This is a genomic window from Bacillus sp. Root131 (assembly GCF_001429475.1).
Classification (GTDB): Bacteria; Bacillota; Bacilli; order Bacillales; family Bacillaceae_G; genus Bacillus_A; species Bacillus_A thuringiensis_S.
This window is the reverse complement of the sequence record NZ_LMJQ01000004.1, coordinates 17226-33469: the sequence shown is the minus strand read 5'-3', so window position 1 is coordinate 33469 and position 16244 is coordinate 17226. Positions and strand designations below refer to the sequence as shown.

The following is a 16244-nucleotide window of genomic DNA, read 5'->3' as shown; positions in this document are numbered from 1 at the left end:
GAAAGGAATGTATAAATAATGACTTTTTACCAAAAATTAATGCCGTATTATGATGAAATTTTTCCGAAAAATGAAAAACAATTGAATTTTATTGCTTCATATTTACAAGAGGGGGACTCCGTAATTGATGTAGGTGCGGCAACAGGGAATGTGGCTAATGCATTAGTTGAAAAAGGAATGATTGTAACTGCGATGGAACCAGAGAAGAAAATGGCTGATAAAATTTCTGAGAAGGCTATAACCCATAAGGGAAGACTTTTTGTAAATACACTTAGAATGCAGCAAATAGACGATGTACCTGGGATATTTGATGGTATTTATTGTATTGGAAATACGTTGGTTCATTTGGACAATGTACAGGAAATTACTGATTTCATTCAACGTTCTTTTAAAAAACTTAAGAAAAATGGAAAGTTCATAGTTCAAATTGTAAACTATGAAAAAGTATTAAATCAAAAAAAATTCATATTTCCAGTAATTAAGAAAGAACATTTCTCATTCAAACGAGATTATGCAATAGAGAGAAACAAGGTGCTATTTACTGTAACATTAAATACAAGTGGTGAAGAATTCTCAAATAGTATAGAGTTATATCCAATTACAAAAAAAAAATTACTTCCCATATTAATAGATTGTGGATTTGAGTCAGTAGAAACTTACGCTAATTTTGATAAAAAAATATATTCACTTGATGGTCCGGCATTAGTAATTGTAGCAACAAAATAAATTAAAAAAACACCTGAGTAGAAAACTGTTACTCAGGTGTTTTTTTATTAATTTTTTAAAATGTGATTCTAGTCCTCTTTTAATTATAAAAAAGTTTATATAATTCAGTGGTAAATCGAATCTGATTGAGGAGGAATTGAGTTATATGGGCAAAGAAATTAAGTTAACTAAAGATATATATTGGGTAGGAAAAGTTGATAATAGAGAAGTTCCATTTCATCGTTTAATCTTAGCAAAAGGAACAACTTATAACGCGTACTTGCTAAAAACGGAAAAACCAACAGTGATTGATACAGTTGATATAGAGTTTGGAAGAGAATTTGTAGAATCATTAAGTAAATTAATTGATCCACAAGAAATTCAGTATATTGTAGTGAATCATACAGAACCCGACCATTCAGGGGGATTGGCAGCATTAGCATCAAGAGCTACTAATGCAACGATTGTATGTACAGAAATTGCAGTACCAGAAATACAAGAGATGTATAAACTGCATAATCGAAAGTTTTTAATAGTAAAAGATGGTGATACATTAGACATTGGTGGAAAAACATTGAAATTTAAAGAAACGCCATATCTTCATACTGAAGAAACAATGATTACCTACTGTGTAGAGGATAAAATTTTATTTCCTTGTGATATTTTTAGTACTCATATAGCAAATGACGAGATTTTCAGTGATAAAGCGAATGTAGATATTACGGAAGATTTTATTGGCTATTATAATGCCATTATCCATCCACATAGAAGATATGTAAGAACATTAATAGAAGCTCTAAAAGATTTGGATGTACAAATGATTGCACCATCACATGGCTACATTTTACGTCAGGATATACAGAAGTATATTAAATTATATGCGGATATGAGTAGAGATACGAATCAAGATAAAAAAGTAACAATTGTATATACAACAATTAAAAATAATACAAAAAAAGTAGCAAATATTATTAAAGAAACTTTAGAAGCAGATAATATTCATGTAACAGTATTTAACGCTGATAAATCAAAAAAATTAGAGGTTTTAAAGAGTATCCAAGAAGCAGATGCAGTCTTCATAGGATCTTCAACTAGATATGCAGATATGATTGGTAATTTAGAAGACATTTTAAAAGAAATGACAGAAATGAACCTAGAAGGGAAAATTGCAGCTTCATTCGGTTCATATGGTTGGAGTGGAGAGGCAATTGAGGTGATACAAGATTACCTCAATGAAACAAATATGAATGTACAAAGCACATCAAAAGTTATCAAATCTACAGGTATGACTCATGTTGAATTTCCTATTCGGATTAGATTCTCTCCAAGAGATGAGGGAAAAGTAAAGAAAATCCAACATGCAACAACATTTGTTACAGATTTATTATTGAGTTCTATTTAATAGAAAAATGGAGGTGAAAACATGGAAAAGAATTTTGTTATTATTGGGAGTGGTGTAGCTGCTGTAAATGCCGCTAAAACTATTAGAGAGTATGATAAAGGATCAAATATATTTATTTTTGGTGAAGAGCCATTACTACCTTATAAAAGAATTAAATTATCAAAGGATCTGTATTCAGATTTACACAGTGAAAAAGTGTTAATTAAAAAGAAAAAGTGGTATCAAGATAATCACATATCATTTTTTATAAATACAAAGGTGGTAAAAATTAATACAGATGAGCAATTTATTGTTACATCCAATGAAGCGGTATTTTCTTATCATAAACTATTAATTTGTACAGGAGCGAATAATAGAAGATTAGAGATAAATGGAATTAATAAAAAAAATATTTTTACTATTAGGGACATGAAAGAAGCAGATGAGCTTAAAGGTCATTTAGAAGACAAAGAAAGTGTTGTGACCATTGGTGGGGGTGTACAAGGGTTAGAAACAGCATGGTCTATTCTGAAAGCTGGTAAAAAGGTATCCATTGTAGAAGTAGCTCCTTTATTAATGAGAAGACAATTAGATACAAAATCTTCGCTTCTCTTGAAACGAAAAATTGAAAAGGAAGGAGTAAAGGTGTATTTAAATACTTCTATTGATTCTATTCTCGGGAAAGAATCTGTAACTGGCATAAAGATGAACGACAATTCTCAAATTAATTGTGATAGTATTGTTTACTCAATTGGCGTTACTCCGAACACTAAACTTGTACATGATACTGCTATTAAATTAAATAGAGGTATTGTTGTAGATGAGAAGATGAGAACAAATATAGACTCCGTATACGCTGCGGGAGATGTTGCAGAAGTAAATAATGAAATTGAAGGCTTATGGGGGACTGCCTTGGAACAAGGAAGAGTAGCAGGTAGTAATATGGTCTCTAAAACTGCCATTTATAAAAAAGAAATTCCAACCACTATTTTTAACGCATTCAATGTATCTTTATTTTCAATTGGAGTTGTTAATAAAGAGCAATGTGATACAACAATTGTTGAAGAAGACGGTAAGGAGAAGTATACAAGGTTATTTATTAAGGATAATAAAATAGTCGGTGTGATTTCATTAGAAGGAGTTGCTGCATCTATTCCTTACAAATCTGCGATTGAAAAGCATGTGTCGTTAGAAGGAATAGATTTATTAAATACAAACATAAGTGAAATAATGAGCAAGTTAAAAGAAAAAATATAAAGCTGTACAAAAAGGAGAGGAAATCATGAAAAAATACATTTGTTTACCATGTGGATATATTTATAACCCAGAGGTAGGGGATCCAGATGAGGATATAGAACCAGGAACAAGTTTCGAAGATTTACCAGAGGACTGGGTTTGTCCTGTGTGCGGAGAAGATAAAAATCATTTTGCACCACTAGATGAATAAGAAGGAAAAAACAATGAGAATACTGCACAGTATTCTCATTGTTTTTTATATTTTCAAATGTGATTCTGGTCACAGAAATATTCCTTAAAAAATTCTATAATAATTATGTAGCAGATACTTATACCGATTCAGCAATTCTCGGTACACTCTATATGGCCCTGGCGCCACCCTTTCTCCTCAGGGCCATATTTTGATATGGGTCACTGCAATATTTGATAAAAATGTCTATAATAACCTTGGATATCAGTATATTTTTAATTTTATAGTTAAAGTAAGGTGAGAAAATATGGACGATAATCATAAAAAATCAAGAGAGCTTTGCCCAAGAAAAGTACTAATTTTTAAGACCCTTTCTGAAGAGGAAATTAGTAATATAGCTTCAATGACAAAACATAGGAAGTTTAAAAAGGGTCAGCCATTAATTCTTGAGGGAGATAAATCAGATACATTATTTATTATTAATAGTGGACAAGTAAAGCTCTGTACATTAACTCTTCAAGGGAAAGAGCAAATATTGCATATACTAACAAGTGGTGAATCCTTTTGTGAATTAAATATATTTAATTATGATGAAAAAAGTAATTTTAGTGCGTATGCTATAGAAGATACTCATATCTGTATGCTAAAAAAAGAAAATATGGATTATATAATGGAACGAAATCCAAGTATTGCATTAAAGTTGTTAAAAGTTGTCACAAAACGTTTAGCTAAGATAGAGAATTTAGTGCAAAATTTAGCGACAAACAATCCTGAAGTTAGAATTGCTCATATACTATTGGAGTTTTGTGATAAATATGGCAAAAGTACTGAGGATGGAATACTTATTAACTTGCCATTGACACGAGAGGAATTGGCAAATTATGCGGGGGTAACAAGAGAGACTATTAGTCGTAAATTGAATAAGTTTGAAAGTTTAGGACTCATGGCCTCTGTTGGAAATAAGAAAATAATAATAAAAAATCAGTTAGCTATTAGAAGACTTATCAGTTTCTGACAAAAGCCCCTTTTCTCAGAATATAAAAGAGGGGTTATTACAAATTAGCAAGTATTTTAACGAATTTCCCGAAAGAATTCTCCTTCCTCAAGCGTGTGAAGGGCGTAGCCCAACGGTAGGTTGGAGATGAATTTCGGTTTGGCGTAGCCAAAAAGTTTTCCTTTTTATTTTGCCTCTGATATAATCAGTCTTATAAATCATAAAGGCTGGTATATAAATGAAATTAGATAGTAATAACCATTCAGTATTCTTGTTGTATTATCACCTTGTGTTGGTTGTGAAATACAGAAGAAATGTGTTTGATGATGATATGTCAGACTATGCAAAAGATATGTTTGTTCGACTATCTGAAAACTATCACATCACATTAGTTGAATGGAATCATGATGTAGACCATGTTCATATTTTGTTAAAGGCACACCCTAATACAGAAATGACAAAATTCATCAATGCTTATAAAAGTGCAAGTTCTCGACTTATTAAAAGAGACTTTCCACAAGTGAAAAAGAAACTTTGGAAAGAGATGTTTTGGTCAAGAAGCTTTTGCTTACTAACTACTGGTGGTTCGCCAATAGACGTAGTAAAAACATATATTGAAAATCAAAGTGAAAAATGAGGTGAAATGATATGACAAAGCAGAATAAAGCATATAAATTCCGTTTGTATCCAACAGGAGACCAAGCACATCTTATACGTAAAACCTTCGGTTGTGTACGTTTCGTGTATAACAGAATGTTAGCCGAACGGAAAGAAGCGTATGAAAAACATAAAGATGATAAGGATCAACTAAAGAAACAAAAGCTTCCCACTCCTGCAAAATACAAAGCAGAATTTGAGTGGTTAAAAGAAGTTGATTCATTAGCTTTGGCAAATGCTCAACTAAACTTGCAAACTGCCTATAAAAATTTCTTTTGTGGTCAAAATGACTTCCCAACATTCAAAAGCAAAAAAGACAGAAAGTCTTATACAACGAATGTAGTGAACGGAAATATTATGTTGCTTAACGGTCATATCAAATTGCCAAAACTGAAAATGGTACGTATCAAACAGCATAGAGAAATACCACAAGGCCATATAATCAAGTCATGTACGATTTCTATGACACCTACTGGTAAATACTATGTGTCCATTTTGACTGAATACGAAAAGGAGATCGTACAAAAAGAAGTAGAAACAGTTGTTGGATTAGACTTTGCGATGGATCAATTATACGTCAGTTCTGAGGATGAGAGAGCCAATTATCCTAAGTTCTATCGTGAAATATTAGACCGATTAGCAAAGGCTCAACGAGTATTATCAAGACGTACAAAAGGTTCAGGGCGTTGGAATAAACAACGTATCCGTGTAGCTAAGCTGCATGAAAAAGTAGCAAACCAACGTAAGAACTTCCTTCATCATAAGTCTAAAGAGTTAGCTACTCATTTTGATGTTGTAGCTATTGAAGATCTAAATATGAAGGGAATATCGCAAGCACTTCATTTTGGAAAAAGCGTCGCTGATAATGCTTGGGGTATGTTCACTTCTTTCTTAGCTTATAAACTAAATGAACAAGGCAAACAGCTTGTGAAAATAGACAAATGGTTTCCTTCGACAAAAACATGTAGCAGTTGTGGAAATGTGAAAAATATGTCATTGTCTGAGCGAGTCTATTCTTGTATATGCGGTGTAAATCTCGATAGAGATTATAACGCCGCTATCAATATCAAAAATGAAGCAATACGCCTATTAGCGTTAGCATAGATAGCAATAAAATAACCCTTGGAACAAGGGAGTTAGCTTGGCTGTCTTAGGACGAATTCGTTAGCTACCAAAAGTAACGACTAACCGAGAAGCCCTCACTTCAAACAGTCCGTTAGGACGTTAAGTGGCGGGTAGTTCACTTGTATAAATTCTTAAAATTATGATATATGAGGAAATCACAAAAAAGGGAATATGTGTTACCAATCTGTTTAATTGATAAGGTATGGATTTTTTGAGCCGCAAAATATCACATGCCTTATAATCAAAATTAAAAAATAAATTTCAAATTATTTTATCTTATATTTTTGATTTATGTGAGGGACACACCTTAGGTACCACTCCAATGGTATAGGTGTGTCCTTTAATTTTATATAATTAAATAATGTTAGTGATTCTCGTGTAAACTAGGGATTATTATATAATAATTATATAATGAGAAATTAGTAATTTAAAGTTTATCTCAAATCTTATAGCTCTGTGTTGTTTTAAGGAATGATAGTTAGGGCTTGTCTGCCTAATTGAACCCATGCTTCTTCAAAATCCTTCTTATCAATTCTTTTATTTTTTTCCGTATCTAATGGATCATTAATGTATACATATTGATCGGTGTATCCAGTTAGTAAAACACTATGTTGACGGTATGTAACCTGTCTCTCACCCATATTTGTTTTCCAAGTACGAAATTCATAATCAGGTAGTTTGCGAAAGCTCGCGTTTGTTAAAATCCAAACAGGGTGTTCTTTATCAATTGCTTTATATAAATCCTCAGGATTACTTCCGGTTAAGTCTATAATACAATTCTCTGATATGTATAATTTGGCTAACTCTAAAATCGGCTTAATATGCACACCTAAACCAGGCATATCTATGTCATACATATCTCCAACAAATCCTTCGTCCATATTTCCCATAAATCCATTGTTTTGAAAAGGTACATATTTAATATTTTCAGCTAACTCTAATTTATCAACGGATAGACCCTTAAAATTTAAAAGCATTGCTAAACTTGTAACTTCACATCCACGTTCTAATTCTGGATTTTGTAAAATCAAAGGGACTTCTAAAGGATTATTCTCTTTAGAAGATAGTTTTTTTTCATCAATTTTAACAAGTTTATCCATCTCATATGTTGTATTTTTAACGCTATTATTTTCACCTTTATGGACTAGAATTATTATACATAATACCGTGCATAAAATAATTAATAGATAAATATTTTTGTGTCGTTGCATTTTAGTATGTCTCCTTAATTAAATTAATACTTTAATTTAATACGTAACGTGGTTGCAAATGTGTCAATATTACAGTGTTCTCTTTAACACGTTTTCAAAGGTTTAAAACTCTTCTTAAACAATTATTAAGAAGAGTTTTTTAGATAAAAGTTATAAAGAATTATTTTTAATTAACTAAGAAATTATGCAAAAAGAGTATTTGTCTGTACATTTGTTATATGCTCGGCTAATACAGTAGCTTGTGCGTGGAGGGGGGCTGGAAATCCTAATGTAATACCATTGTGTTCAGTGCATTCACCAATTGCATAAATTAATTTATCATTTGTTTGCATATACTTATTAACAACTATGCCACGTTTAACATATAAGCCAGCTTTTTTTGCTAAATGTGTATTAGGTCGCCTACCAATAGGTATTACAATTAAATCGTATTTTTTAATAGTGCCATCTTCGAATTGGATCCCCTCTGCATAGTCTGTACCTAGGATTTTAACCGTGTTTTTTTCCATGAGAAATTGAATCCCTTTTGCTTTTAGCTTGTTACATAGTAATGAACAAGCCAAGATATCTTGTTTTGCCATTAAGTGTGAACTGAAATGAACTACGTGGACGTCTATTCCAAAATCAAATAATTTTTGTGCAATTTTTAGACCGAGCATGCCATTACCAATAATAATAGCTTTTTTTGCATGCTTCTTAATATTTAATAGAAATTGGATTTCTTCAGTTGTTCTAAGTTTATTTACTCCAAATAATTGCAGTCCTTTAACGGGAAAAATAAAAGCAGTAGATCCTGTTGCAATGATGAGTTTATCGTAGAAAACAATACGGCGTTTATCTGTAACAATGACCTCGTCCTCACGATCAATTTCTATTACCTTTTCGTTTGTAAAAAGCTTAATATTATGTTGTTTGTACCAATTATATTGCTTTTGTATTCTATTTTTAATATCTAATTGTAATGAAATAGTGTTTATTTGATTGTAGAGAGGATAGAGTTCATCACTGAAAATAGAAATGCTATACATATTAGGATTTTGTATTAAAATCTCTTCAATACAGCGTAAACTAGATATACTATTACCGATTATTACTAAGCGTTTTCGTTTTCTCATATCAATTTCTCCTTTCGATTGTGAAGTATTGAGCAAAGATGTTCGTTCATATTATAACAATTTTAAAAAGCAGATTGCTTGATATATAGTTTATTTTAAAATATGTCACAAATTATCTTTATTCGGGTAATGAGATACAAAGATGATCCCATTAAACTCATAGGTTAGAGGAAATTTTAAAAATGTTACTAAGATATTTCAGATGGAAAATGTTGAATATGTTTGCTGCTAGTAGTATTTCTTCAATTTTTAAAGAATAACGCATACAAACACACTGTAACCTTATAATTAAAGTTTTTTTATGTATAAATGCGAATAATTTCCTGATAGGTCACTATACAAGTAAGTGAAAATTAAGATGGAGTGCTTTTCCTAAACATGATAAATTAAAACTTTTTATACCAGATTAATTATTCTTTTATTCTATATTGACTAGGTATATTCGTGTATTATGCACCTTCTAGGATTTAGTGAATATAGCAGATTGCACATCATTTGAATCATTTTGTAAAGTGAGTATGTTTATTTTGTGAAATATTGAACAAAATCTTGAAAGTGAATATTGAAACATGTAGTTTATTCTTAGGATTATTTATAATAACCATGAACTAAAGGAGTGTGTAATTTTATGTTAGAACAAGGGATAGCTGATGCTATAAAACTTGCACAAAAGAAGAAACAAATATTAGATATAAACCCAATACAATATTTTGTTCGTGCATTACTAGCCGGCATCTATATTGGATTTATTATAGTATTATGTTTTAAATTAGGGGATTTTTTTCACGTTGTAAATTCACCTGCAACTTATTTAAGTGCTTCTTTATTTTTTGGAATTGCACTTATATTAATAATATATGGTGGAGCGGAATTATTTACTGGGAATACAATGTATTTTACAATTTCGACCTTACGAAAAAAAACAACGGTCTTAGATACTTGTCGTAACTGGGGTGCTTGTTTTTTAGGTAATCTGGTAGGTGCAATATTTTTTGCGTTATTATTTTATGGTACTGGTATTTTTGATCAAATTGAATATGAACATTTGATAAGTAATGTTGTTGAAGTAAAAATGAATACACCGACAATACAGCTATTTTTCAAAGCTATTTTATGTAATTGGCTTGTTTGTCTAGCATGCTTCCTTCCTTCTCAAGTAAAAGGGGATACAGCAAAAATAATTGTTATGATGTTATTGGTTTTTACATTCTTTTTATCTGGATATGAACATAGCATTGCAAATTTATCGCTATTTGCAATCTCCCTGGTATCGCCACATCCCAATACTATTTCTTTTAGTGGGGTTATTTATAATTTAATTCCAGTTACAATTGGAAATATTATTGGTGGATCTGTATTTGTTGGCATGGTATATCATTATATAACCCAAAACAACCCTACAGCTGAACAGAAGGGCGATTTAGTTGAATCTCAATGTGAGGAAAACATCCCATTACAAACACAAATAAAAATTTAAGCTACTAATATAATCATTTTCGTATAAAAATAACATAATTATTTTGAATGTTATTTTTATATCAGTTGGCCTAATTAGCCGGAAATACCGTTTTAATAATTCTTTTAAATATATTTTTTTCTTTTATAAAATATATTATTTGTTTTTGTTAGACATATAAGGGAAGGGAAATATACAAAAAACATTCACAACTTATGTGACCTAAATTTGTTAATATAAAATGCAAGATCACATGTCGAATTTATTACAGAAAACTCTAAAAAATCAGTGGGAGGTTTACTAGAAAATGAATTTTGAAAAAGTTTGTTTGGTATAGAAGTGCTTTTAGGGGGTTATTGCTAAAATAGGTGAAATAACCTTCGATATACAAAATAAAAATTTGCAGTAATTAGATTTGAATGAAGATAATATAAGCATGAATGTCATTATGAAAAGTGATAATCCGTTAGTGAATCTTAATAAAAATGTAAGCGTTAACAATTTTATTTAACTAGATGTATAAACTAGATTTTTCACAGAATATCAAAGAATCTTTGAAATGTAGATAAAGAAAAATTATCTTATCTAGTGAAGCTATACATAATATTTTTTTGAGTTAAATAAGAAATAATGTTGGAGCAATATTTGCTGGAAATACATATAAAAAGGAATTTAAGTTTAACTATGTGGTATTGAACATTAATGTATTTCGAGTTCATTATTTGTTTATTCAAAATCAATTAAATCTCTTTTTATTAGAATAACAACAATGCACAAAAACATAACATAAATAGTGAGGGATCTATAAATGAATAAAAATATTAATCGTGTAGTTTTAATTGGTACAGGGGCCGTAGGATGTAGTTATGCATATTGTATGATTAATCAGGGCCTGGCAGAAGAATTCGTTCTTGTGGATGTAAATGAAGCAAGAGCAGAAGGAGAAGCAATGGATTTAAGTCATGCAATTCCTTTTTCACCATCACCAACAAAAGTATGGAAGGGTAGCTGTGACGACTGTAAAGATGCGCAAATAGTTGTAATTACAGCTGGATTACCACAGAGATCAGGTGAAACACGTTTAGACTTAGTTGAAAAAAACACTAAGATTTTTAAAGAAATTATACGTAATGTTATGTCAAGCGGATTCGATGGCATTTTCTTAATTGCAACAAATCCAGTGGACATCTTAACATATGTAACTTGGAAAGAATCTGGGTTGCCGAAAGAACGCGTAATTGGTTCAGGTACAACACTTGATTCTGCACGTTTCCGTTACATGTTAGGAGAATATTTTGAGATCGATCCTCACAATGTTCATGCTTATATAATTGGTGAACATGGTGATACGGAGCTTCCGGTTTGGAGTCATGTGTCAGTTGGCGTTCAAAAGCTGCAAACCATTTTAGAAAATAAAAGTCAGTATAATCAAAGTGACTTAGACGAAATTTTTGTTCGTTCACGTGATGCGGCCTATCATATAATTGAACGTAAGGGAGCGACCTGTTATGGAATTGGAATGTCTTTATTACGTATAACAAAGGCAATTTTACATCATGAAAATAGTGTGTTAACAGTATCTGCATACCTTGAAAATGAATATGGTCATAATGATGTATATATAGGAGTTCCTGCTGTTATTAATCGCGAAGGTATTCGAGAAATTATAGAAATTGAGTTAAATGCGGAAGAAAAGTTTAACTTTAATCATTCGGTACATACATTAAAAGATACCATGTCACCAATACTATAAGATGAATTTATCGTATAACGTTATGTTGAATATATAAATACTTAGCAACAGTTTAAAGGTACCTAATCTAATATACTCAGAAAGCAAATAGTATAGAAAAAATGTTTGTTTAAATAGAAATTAAGTACTTTCATCTTGTAAAGAATCATTTTATAAACATTTTTAAGAAATTAAGATTCTGTACGACATTAGTTCATAATATATCAAGATTGAACGTTTTTAGAAGCGACATAACTATTTATAGCCAAATATGTTATGAATTTCACAAATGATTGATACCTTTTTTGTATACTTTCTACTTAGTCACTAATTGCAGATAAATTTGATTAAATAAAAAGCACTTTTTTTAAAATTCAAGGAAGTGCTTTTTATTTGTTAATCAACTACATACATTTATATGAGAAGAGCGGTTCCTTTGTGCATCTGGCTATCGTTTAATTACATCCTTAAAGGATATTTATATAACAATGAACATACGTAAGAGATGTGATAATTAAGGAGATAATGGAACATACAAAGTTGACAATACACCTTAGGGAAAAGGAGGGAACGAGATGAGAAATTTTTTTGAAGAAAAATATACAAATTTAGAATTTAAGAGAGAACTAATAAATACTATAAGTAAAATCAGTGAATATAAGGGAGCGATAGCGGCATATCAAACTCAAAAACCAGAGATATTTAATCTTTTGGAAAAGAGTATATCACTGCAATATATTAAAACTTTTCCTAATATATATGAAAAGTTTACATTCTCAAATAAACAGTTAAAAAAATTAGTTGATCATCATGCTAGCCCTCAAACATTAGAAGAGGACGCTTTATTTTGTTATTGCAAAACATTAGAACTTGTGCAAAAAGAAAGCCACAAATTACCTATTAAACCGCAAACAATTCAAGAATTGCACTTCCAATTAATGAATTATTCAACTTCTGAAAGTGGTAATTGGAGAAAAAGCGAACTTGTACTATCTTCTATTCCAAAGTTAAAAGATCAATTTAAATTACGTACAGTTGTTTTATATGATATGGTTCCGCAATATTTGTATCATCTATGCGAACAGTATAATGCATTAAGGGCTAAAGGGAATTTTCATCCGCTCCTACTAATTCCTCAATTTATCTTAAATTTCCTATGTATTTATCCATTTAATAAAGGGAATGGCAAGTTAGCAAAAATATTAATTCAATGGTTATTAATTGAAAGTGGATTTACATTTGTAAAATATACATGTATAGATAAATATTTCAAAGAATATGAATCAGATTATTATGATGCTCTGTATAAATCTGCAGCTCACTGGTATCAAGGCGATCATAATGTAGTTTTCTGGATGAAAATTTTTTTAGATATTGTTTTAGTTGCATATAAAGAATTAAATTATGTAATAAAAAATTGTATTAGCACTCATACTAAAAGAAAAAGAATTGAAAAATACATAGACAGACAGGATAATCCTTTTACTAAAGAAAATATTCGAAACATGTATCCAGACATAAGTGAAAGTACTATAAATAAAACATTACACGCTTTAAATTCACAGGGATACATTAAATTAGTTTCTAAAGGTAGAAATGCAACATGGATAAAGCGTAAATTAACTTAGGGTAAAGAACTAGAACACTGGCAAATAATAAACAAGGAGAACCCTAAAAGGGTTCTCCTTGTTTATTATTTGTTAGACTAATGTATCTTTTAGAAGGATAAAGAAGTAAAATAGACTATTTATTAATTGCAATCTAATCATAAAGTTTTGTATCACATCTTTAAGAAAGGCTGGTCTACTCGTTATGATTTTCTAAACCAAATTGTCCCTTTTTACGCATAGTGTAATAAATAGGGAGGCCGAGTGCAGTTAGACCTATTCCACATAAAGCTAGCAGAGGTTGAGTGAATAAGGTATTAATAACAATGAACAATCCGCCAATAATAGCAACTAATGGTATAAAAGGATACAATGGAACTTTATAAGGTCGCACAAGTTCGGGTTCCTTTTTTCGTAAGATGAATACAGCAAGGAATGTCATTGTGTAGAATATCCATATTACAAATACCAACATATCAGTAAGAGTATTGAATCCGCCGACGGCCATCATAATAATTGAAATAAATAGCATAAATAGACCAGAATTATAAGGGACCCGACTATTTTTAGATAATGTAGCAAACCATTTACTAAATGGTAGTTTGTTCTCAATAGCCATGGCATAAGGAATTCGCATTCCTGTCATAATATAACCATTAATTGTTCCAAATACGGAAATTAAAATGCCAATGGTAACTAGTTTTCCTCCCATAGCTCCAAATAGAATTGTAGCTACTTGAGAAGCGGGTGTATCAGTACCTGCGAGCGATGTTGCAGACATGACCATTAGAAACGCGACATTAATTAGTAAATAAACAACCATTACTGTTGATAATCCTAATACGATTGCTTTAGGCAAGTCTTTTTTAGGGTTTTTCATTTCTCCAGCAATATTCCCTACATGAATCCATCCATCATAGGCGAACATTGTTGCGAGTAAACCAGATCCAAGGGCAGATATCATAGATTTGTTCGGCCCTGCCTCAATTGGAAAAAGCTGAAAAGTAACGTCACTTTTGTGTAGTAATCCAAAAATAATAATCAATGCTAATGGAACCAATTTGCATATAGTCGAAGCCATTTGGATTCCACCAGCTGCTTTAGCTCCTAAAAAGTTCATAAGAGTTACAAATGTTGCTGTGATAATTGCAATTGCGATAATTAGCATTTTGTGTTCATTAACATTTAGGCCAAATAAACTAACCGTTTGTGTCCCGAAAATAATAGCAAGAGCTGCAATATTTGCAGGGAAGTATATGACAGTTTGTGCCCAGCCAAGCAAGAAAGCAGTTAAGTTTCCATAAGTCCTCTTTAAATATGCCATCATTCCCCCCGTTTCAGGAATAGCGGCAGATAGTTCAGCAGCAGTTAGTCCTGCGCAAACGGTCAAGATACCACCAATTACCCATGCAAGTAATCCTAGGCTAGCTGTTCCTGTTACTCCATATAATGCAGTGGGCTTGAAAAATACTCCGGCGCCGATAACGGTACCAATAACTGTGGTTAATGCTGCAAAGAAACCAATATCCTTTTTTAGTTGTTGTTGTGACAAAATAATCACTCCCAATTAGAAAAATATATAAATTCTCTTATGAATTCTTTATCCTGTTTGTTAAATTATTTGATAGTATATCCTGTATCCATACAAATAGCCGCCCCTCATCCTTACCAGCTAGAGAATTTGAATACATTTCAGATACTAAATAAAAAAGAAATTAAACGTATAAGTAAAGAAAGTTTAATTTCGCCTCAAATCATGTGAAAATTTTCACATGATTTGAGGCGAGTAAAATTCCATGAATTATACATTAAAAGAAATTCTTTAATTTAACCCGAAACATGAAGTTAAAAACGAGATTTCTTTTATATGAATAATAAGAATAAATGGGGTATTTTAATATTGTGATATAGTAAAATGAAGAATCGAAATTCAAAAGAGAAGATATATTCTTGTGAAGAATATCACAAAGTATTGAGGGATTCAATCATATTTTCGATATAAAATATAGAAAATCAACTAAATAAAACATTTTGTGAAATGTTTCACAAAATTGTTGACCTCTTATTTTTACTAATGGTATCTTGTAGGTGCAATCCAATGTTATAAATTAAATTATATTTGAAAAATATTGTAAGGATGAATATTTAGAATCTTATATTTATCTGACAATAATTAATTTAATTTATAACTCACTCTAAAAAAGGATGTGTAGATATGAAAATTGGTGTAGTGAAAGAGATAAAAAAAGGGGAAGCTCGTGTAGGGATGACTCCAGAAAATGTTCAAAAATTAGTTTCAGCTGGAAATGAAGTTTTAGTACAAAAAGATGCTGGATTAGGTTCTGGTTATACAAATGATGAATATATAAATGCAGGAGCAAGCATAGTAAATCAAGGCCAGGCATGGGATGTTGATATGGTAGTAAAGGTAAAAGAACCACTACCTGCAGAATACCATTACTTTAAAAAGGATCTAATCGTTTGGGGCTTTTTACATCTGGCTGCGTCGAAAGAGTGTGTAGAAGCAATGAGAAATGCTGGTACTACTGCGATTGCTGGTGAAACTATTAGTGAGGATGGAAATTTAGCATTATTAAAACCTATGAGTGCAATTGCTGGAAGACGTGCGGTATTTATGGGAGCTTATTATTTAGAAAAACAACATCAAGGAGAGGGGATTTTATTATCAGGTATTGAGGGAATCCCAGCCGGAAAAGTTGTAATCCTAGGTGGAGGGAATGCTGCAACTAATGCCTGTGATATGGCAATTGGAATTGGATGTAGTGTTACAATCCTAGAGGTTAATCAAGAAAGAATTGCATATTTAAGAAAGCA

Annotated in this window: 13 protein-coding genes and 1 pseudogene; 11 read left to right on the top strand and 3 right to left on the bottom strand. The window is 31.1% G+C overall.

The genetic code is table 11. The annotated features are described in order from the left end of the window. Positions 1-18 precede the first annotated feature (18 nt). The 7 genes from ASE54_RS15405 to ASE54_RS15375 all read left to right on the top strand — a co-directional run bounded on the left by ASE54_RS15405 (position 19) and on the right by ASE54_RS15375 (position 6267). Positions 19-726 (top strand): methyltransferase domain-containing protein, encoded by a 708-nt coding sequence (locus ASE54_RS15405; RefSeq protein WP_000145192.1) that lies wholly within the window; start codon positions 19-21, stop codon positions 724-726. Between the two features lie 145 nt (positions 727-871). After that, positions 872-2107 (top strand): FprA family A-type flavoprotein, encoded by a 1236-nt coding sequence (locus tag ASE54_RS15400; protein ID WP_000513992.1) that lies wholly within the window; start codon positions 872-874, stop codon positions 2105-2107. Positions 2108-2128: 21 nt separating this feature from the next. After that, a complete protein-coding gene (locus ASE54_RS15395) occupies positions 2129-3343 on the top strand; it encodes an FAD-dependent oxidoreductase (protein ID WP_003257130.1) in 1215 nt (404 codons plus the stop codon). 25 nt (positions 3344-3368) lie between these two features. After that, positions 3369-3533: a rubredoxin gene (rd, locus tag ASE54_RS15390; RefSeq protein ID WP_000759867.1), complete on the top strand. Its 165-nt coding sequence runs from the start codon at positions 3369-3371 to the stop codon at positions 3531-3533. A gap of 286 nt (positions 3534-3819) precedes the next feature. Next, positions 3820-4527, top strand: coding sequence for a Crp/Fnr family transcriptional regulator (locus ASE54_RS15385; protein ID WP_000342564.1), 708 nt, complete (start codon positions 3820-3822; stop codon positions 4525-4527). 217 nt (positions 4528-4744) lie between these two features. Beyond that, on the top strand, positions 4745-5143 hold the full coding sequence (gene tnpA / locus ASE54_RS15380) for an IS200/IS605 family transposase (protein ID WP_000762743.1): 399 nt from the start codon (positions 4745-4747) through the stop codon (positions 5141-5143). Positions 5144-5154: 11 nt separating this feature from the next. Continuing rightward, positions 5155-6267, top strand: coding sequence for an RNA-guided endonuclease TnpB family protein (locus ASE54_RS15375; RefSeq protein WP_000166246.1), 1113 nt, complete (start codon positions 5155-5157; stop codon positions 6265-6267). A gap of 485 nt (positions 6268-6752) precedes the next feature. Here ASE54_RS15375 and ASE54_RS15370 read toward each other — a convergent pair whose 3' ends face one another. Continuing rightward, the gene (locus ASE54_RS15370) at positions 6753-7499 is read right to left on the bottom strand and encodes a C39 family peptidase (protein ID WP_001188811.1); all 747 of its coding nucleotides are present in this window, start codon (positions 7497-7499) and stop codon (positions 6753-6755) included. Between the two features lie 182 nt (positions 7500-7681). Next, the gene (locus tag ASE54_RS15365; RefSeq protein ID WP_001231608.1) at positions 7682-8614 is read right to left on the bottom strand and encodes an FAD-dependent oxidoreductase; all 933 of its coding nucleotides are present in this window, start codon (positions 8612-8614) and stop codon (positions 7682-7684) included. Positions 8615-9242: 628 nt separating this feature from the next. On the opposite strand from ASE54_RS15365, the gene ASE54_RS15360 reads away from it, so the two are divergent. The 3 genes from ASE54_RS15360 (at position 9243) to ASE54_RS15350 (ending at position 13430) form a co-directional block, all read left to right on the top strand. Beyond that, positions 9243-10091 carry a formate/nitrite transporter family protein gene (locus ASE54_RS15360; protein WP_000893014.1) on the top strand — a complete coding sequence of 283 codons (849 nt, stop codon included), beginning with the start codon at positions 9243-9245 and terminating at the stop codon, positions 10089-10091. Between the two features lie 787 nt (positions 10092-10878). Next, complete coding sequence (locus ASE54_RS15355) at positions 10879-11823, top strand: L-lactate dehydrogenase (protein WP_001038827.1); 945 nt, start codon at positions 10879-10881, stop codon at positions 11821-11823. 554 nt (positions 11824-12377) lie between these two features. Beyond that, entirely contained in the window at positions 12378-13430 is a 1053-nt protein-coding gene (locus ASE54_RS15350) for a Fic family protein (protein WP_001243463.1), read from the top strand. A gap of 175 nt (positions 13431-13605) precedes the next feature. On the opposite strand, the gene ASE54_RS15345 is transcribed toward ASE54_RS15350, so the two are convergent. Next, positions 13606-14961: an amino acid permease gene (locus tag ASE54_RS15345; protein ID WP_000082758.1), complete on the bottom strand. Its 1356-nt coding sequence runs from the start codon at positions 14959-14961 to the stop codon at positions 13606-13608. Between the two features lie 663 nt (positions 14962-15624). Between ASE54_RS15345 and ASE54_RS36975 the strand changes: the two are divergent. Then, a pseudogene (locus tag ASE54_RS36975) lies at positions 15625-16244 on the top strand (alanine dehydrogenase); the annotation flags it as partial.

Bases quoted from the DNA above. Each gene is read 5' to 3' on its own strand.
- ASE54_RS15405 (WP_000145192.1), top strand. From the start codon at position 19: ATGACTTTTTACCAAAAATTAATGCCGTATTATGATGAAATTTTTCCG.
- ASE54_RS15370 (WP_001188811.1), bottom strand. From the start codon at position 7,499: ATGCAACGACACAAAAATATTTATCTATTAATTATTTTATGCACGGTA.
- ASE54_RS15350 (WP_001243463.1), top strand. From the start codon at position 12,378: ATGAGAAATTTTTTTGAAGAAAAATATACAAATTTAGAATTTAAGAGA.
- ASE54_RS15395 (WP_003257130.1), top strand. From the start codon at position 2,129: ATGGAAAAGAATTTTGTTATTATTGGGAGTGGTGTAGCTGCTGTAAAT.
- ASE54_RS15400 (WP_000513992.1), top strand. From the start codon at position 872: ATGGGCAAAGAAATTAAGTTAACTAAAGATATATATTGGGTAGGAAAA.
- ASE54_RS15375 (WP_000166246.1), top strand. From the start codon at position 5,155: ATGACAAAGCAGAATAAAGCATATAAATTCCGTTTGTATCCAACAGGA.
- rd (WP_000759867.1), top strand. From the start codon at position 3,369: ATGAAAAAATACATTTGTTTACCATGTGGATATATTTATAACCCAGAG.
- tnpA (WP_000762743.1), top strand. From the start codon at position 4,745: ATGAAATTAGATAGTAATAACCATTCAGTATTCTTGTTGTATTATCAC.
- ASE54_RS15365 (WP_001231608.1), bottom strand. From the start codon at position 8,614: ATGAGAAAACGAAAACGCTTAGTAATAATCGGTAATAGTATATCTAGT.
- ASE54_RS15385 (WP_000342564.1), top strand. From the start codon at position 3,820: ATGGACGATAATCATAAAAAATCAAGAGAGCTTTGCCCAAGAAAAGTA.
- ASE54_RS15360 (WP_000893014.1), top strand. From the start codon at position 9,243: ATGTTAGAACAAGGGATAGCTGATGCTATAAAACTTGCACAAAAGAAG.
- ASE54_RS15355 (WP_001038827.1), top strand. From the start codon at position 10,879: ATGAATAAAAATATTAATCGTGTAGTTTTAATTGGTACAGGGGCCGTA.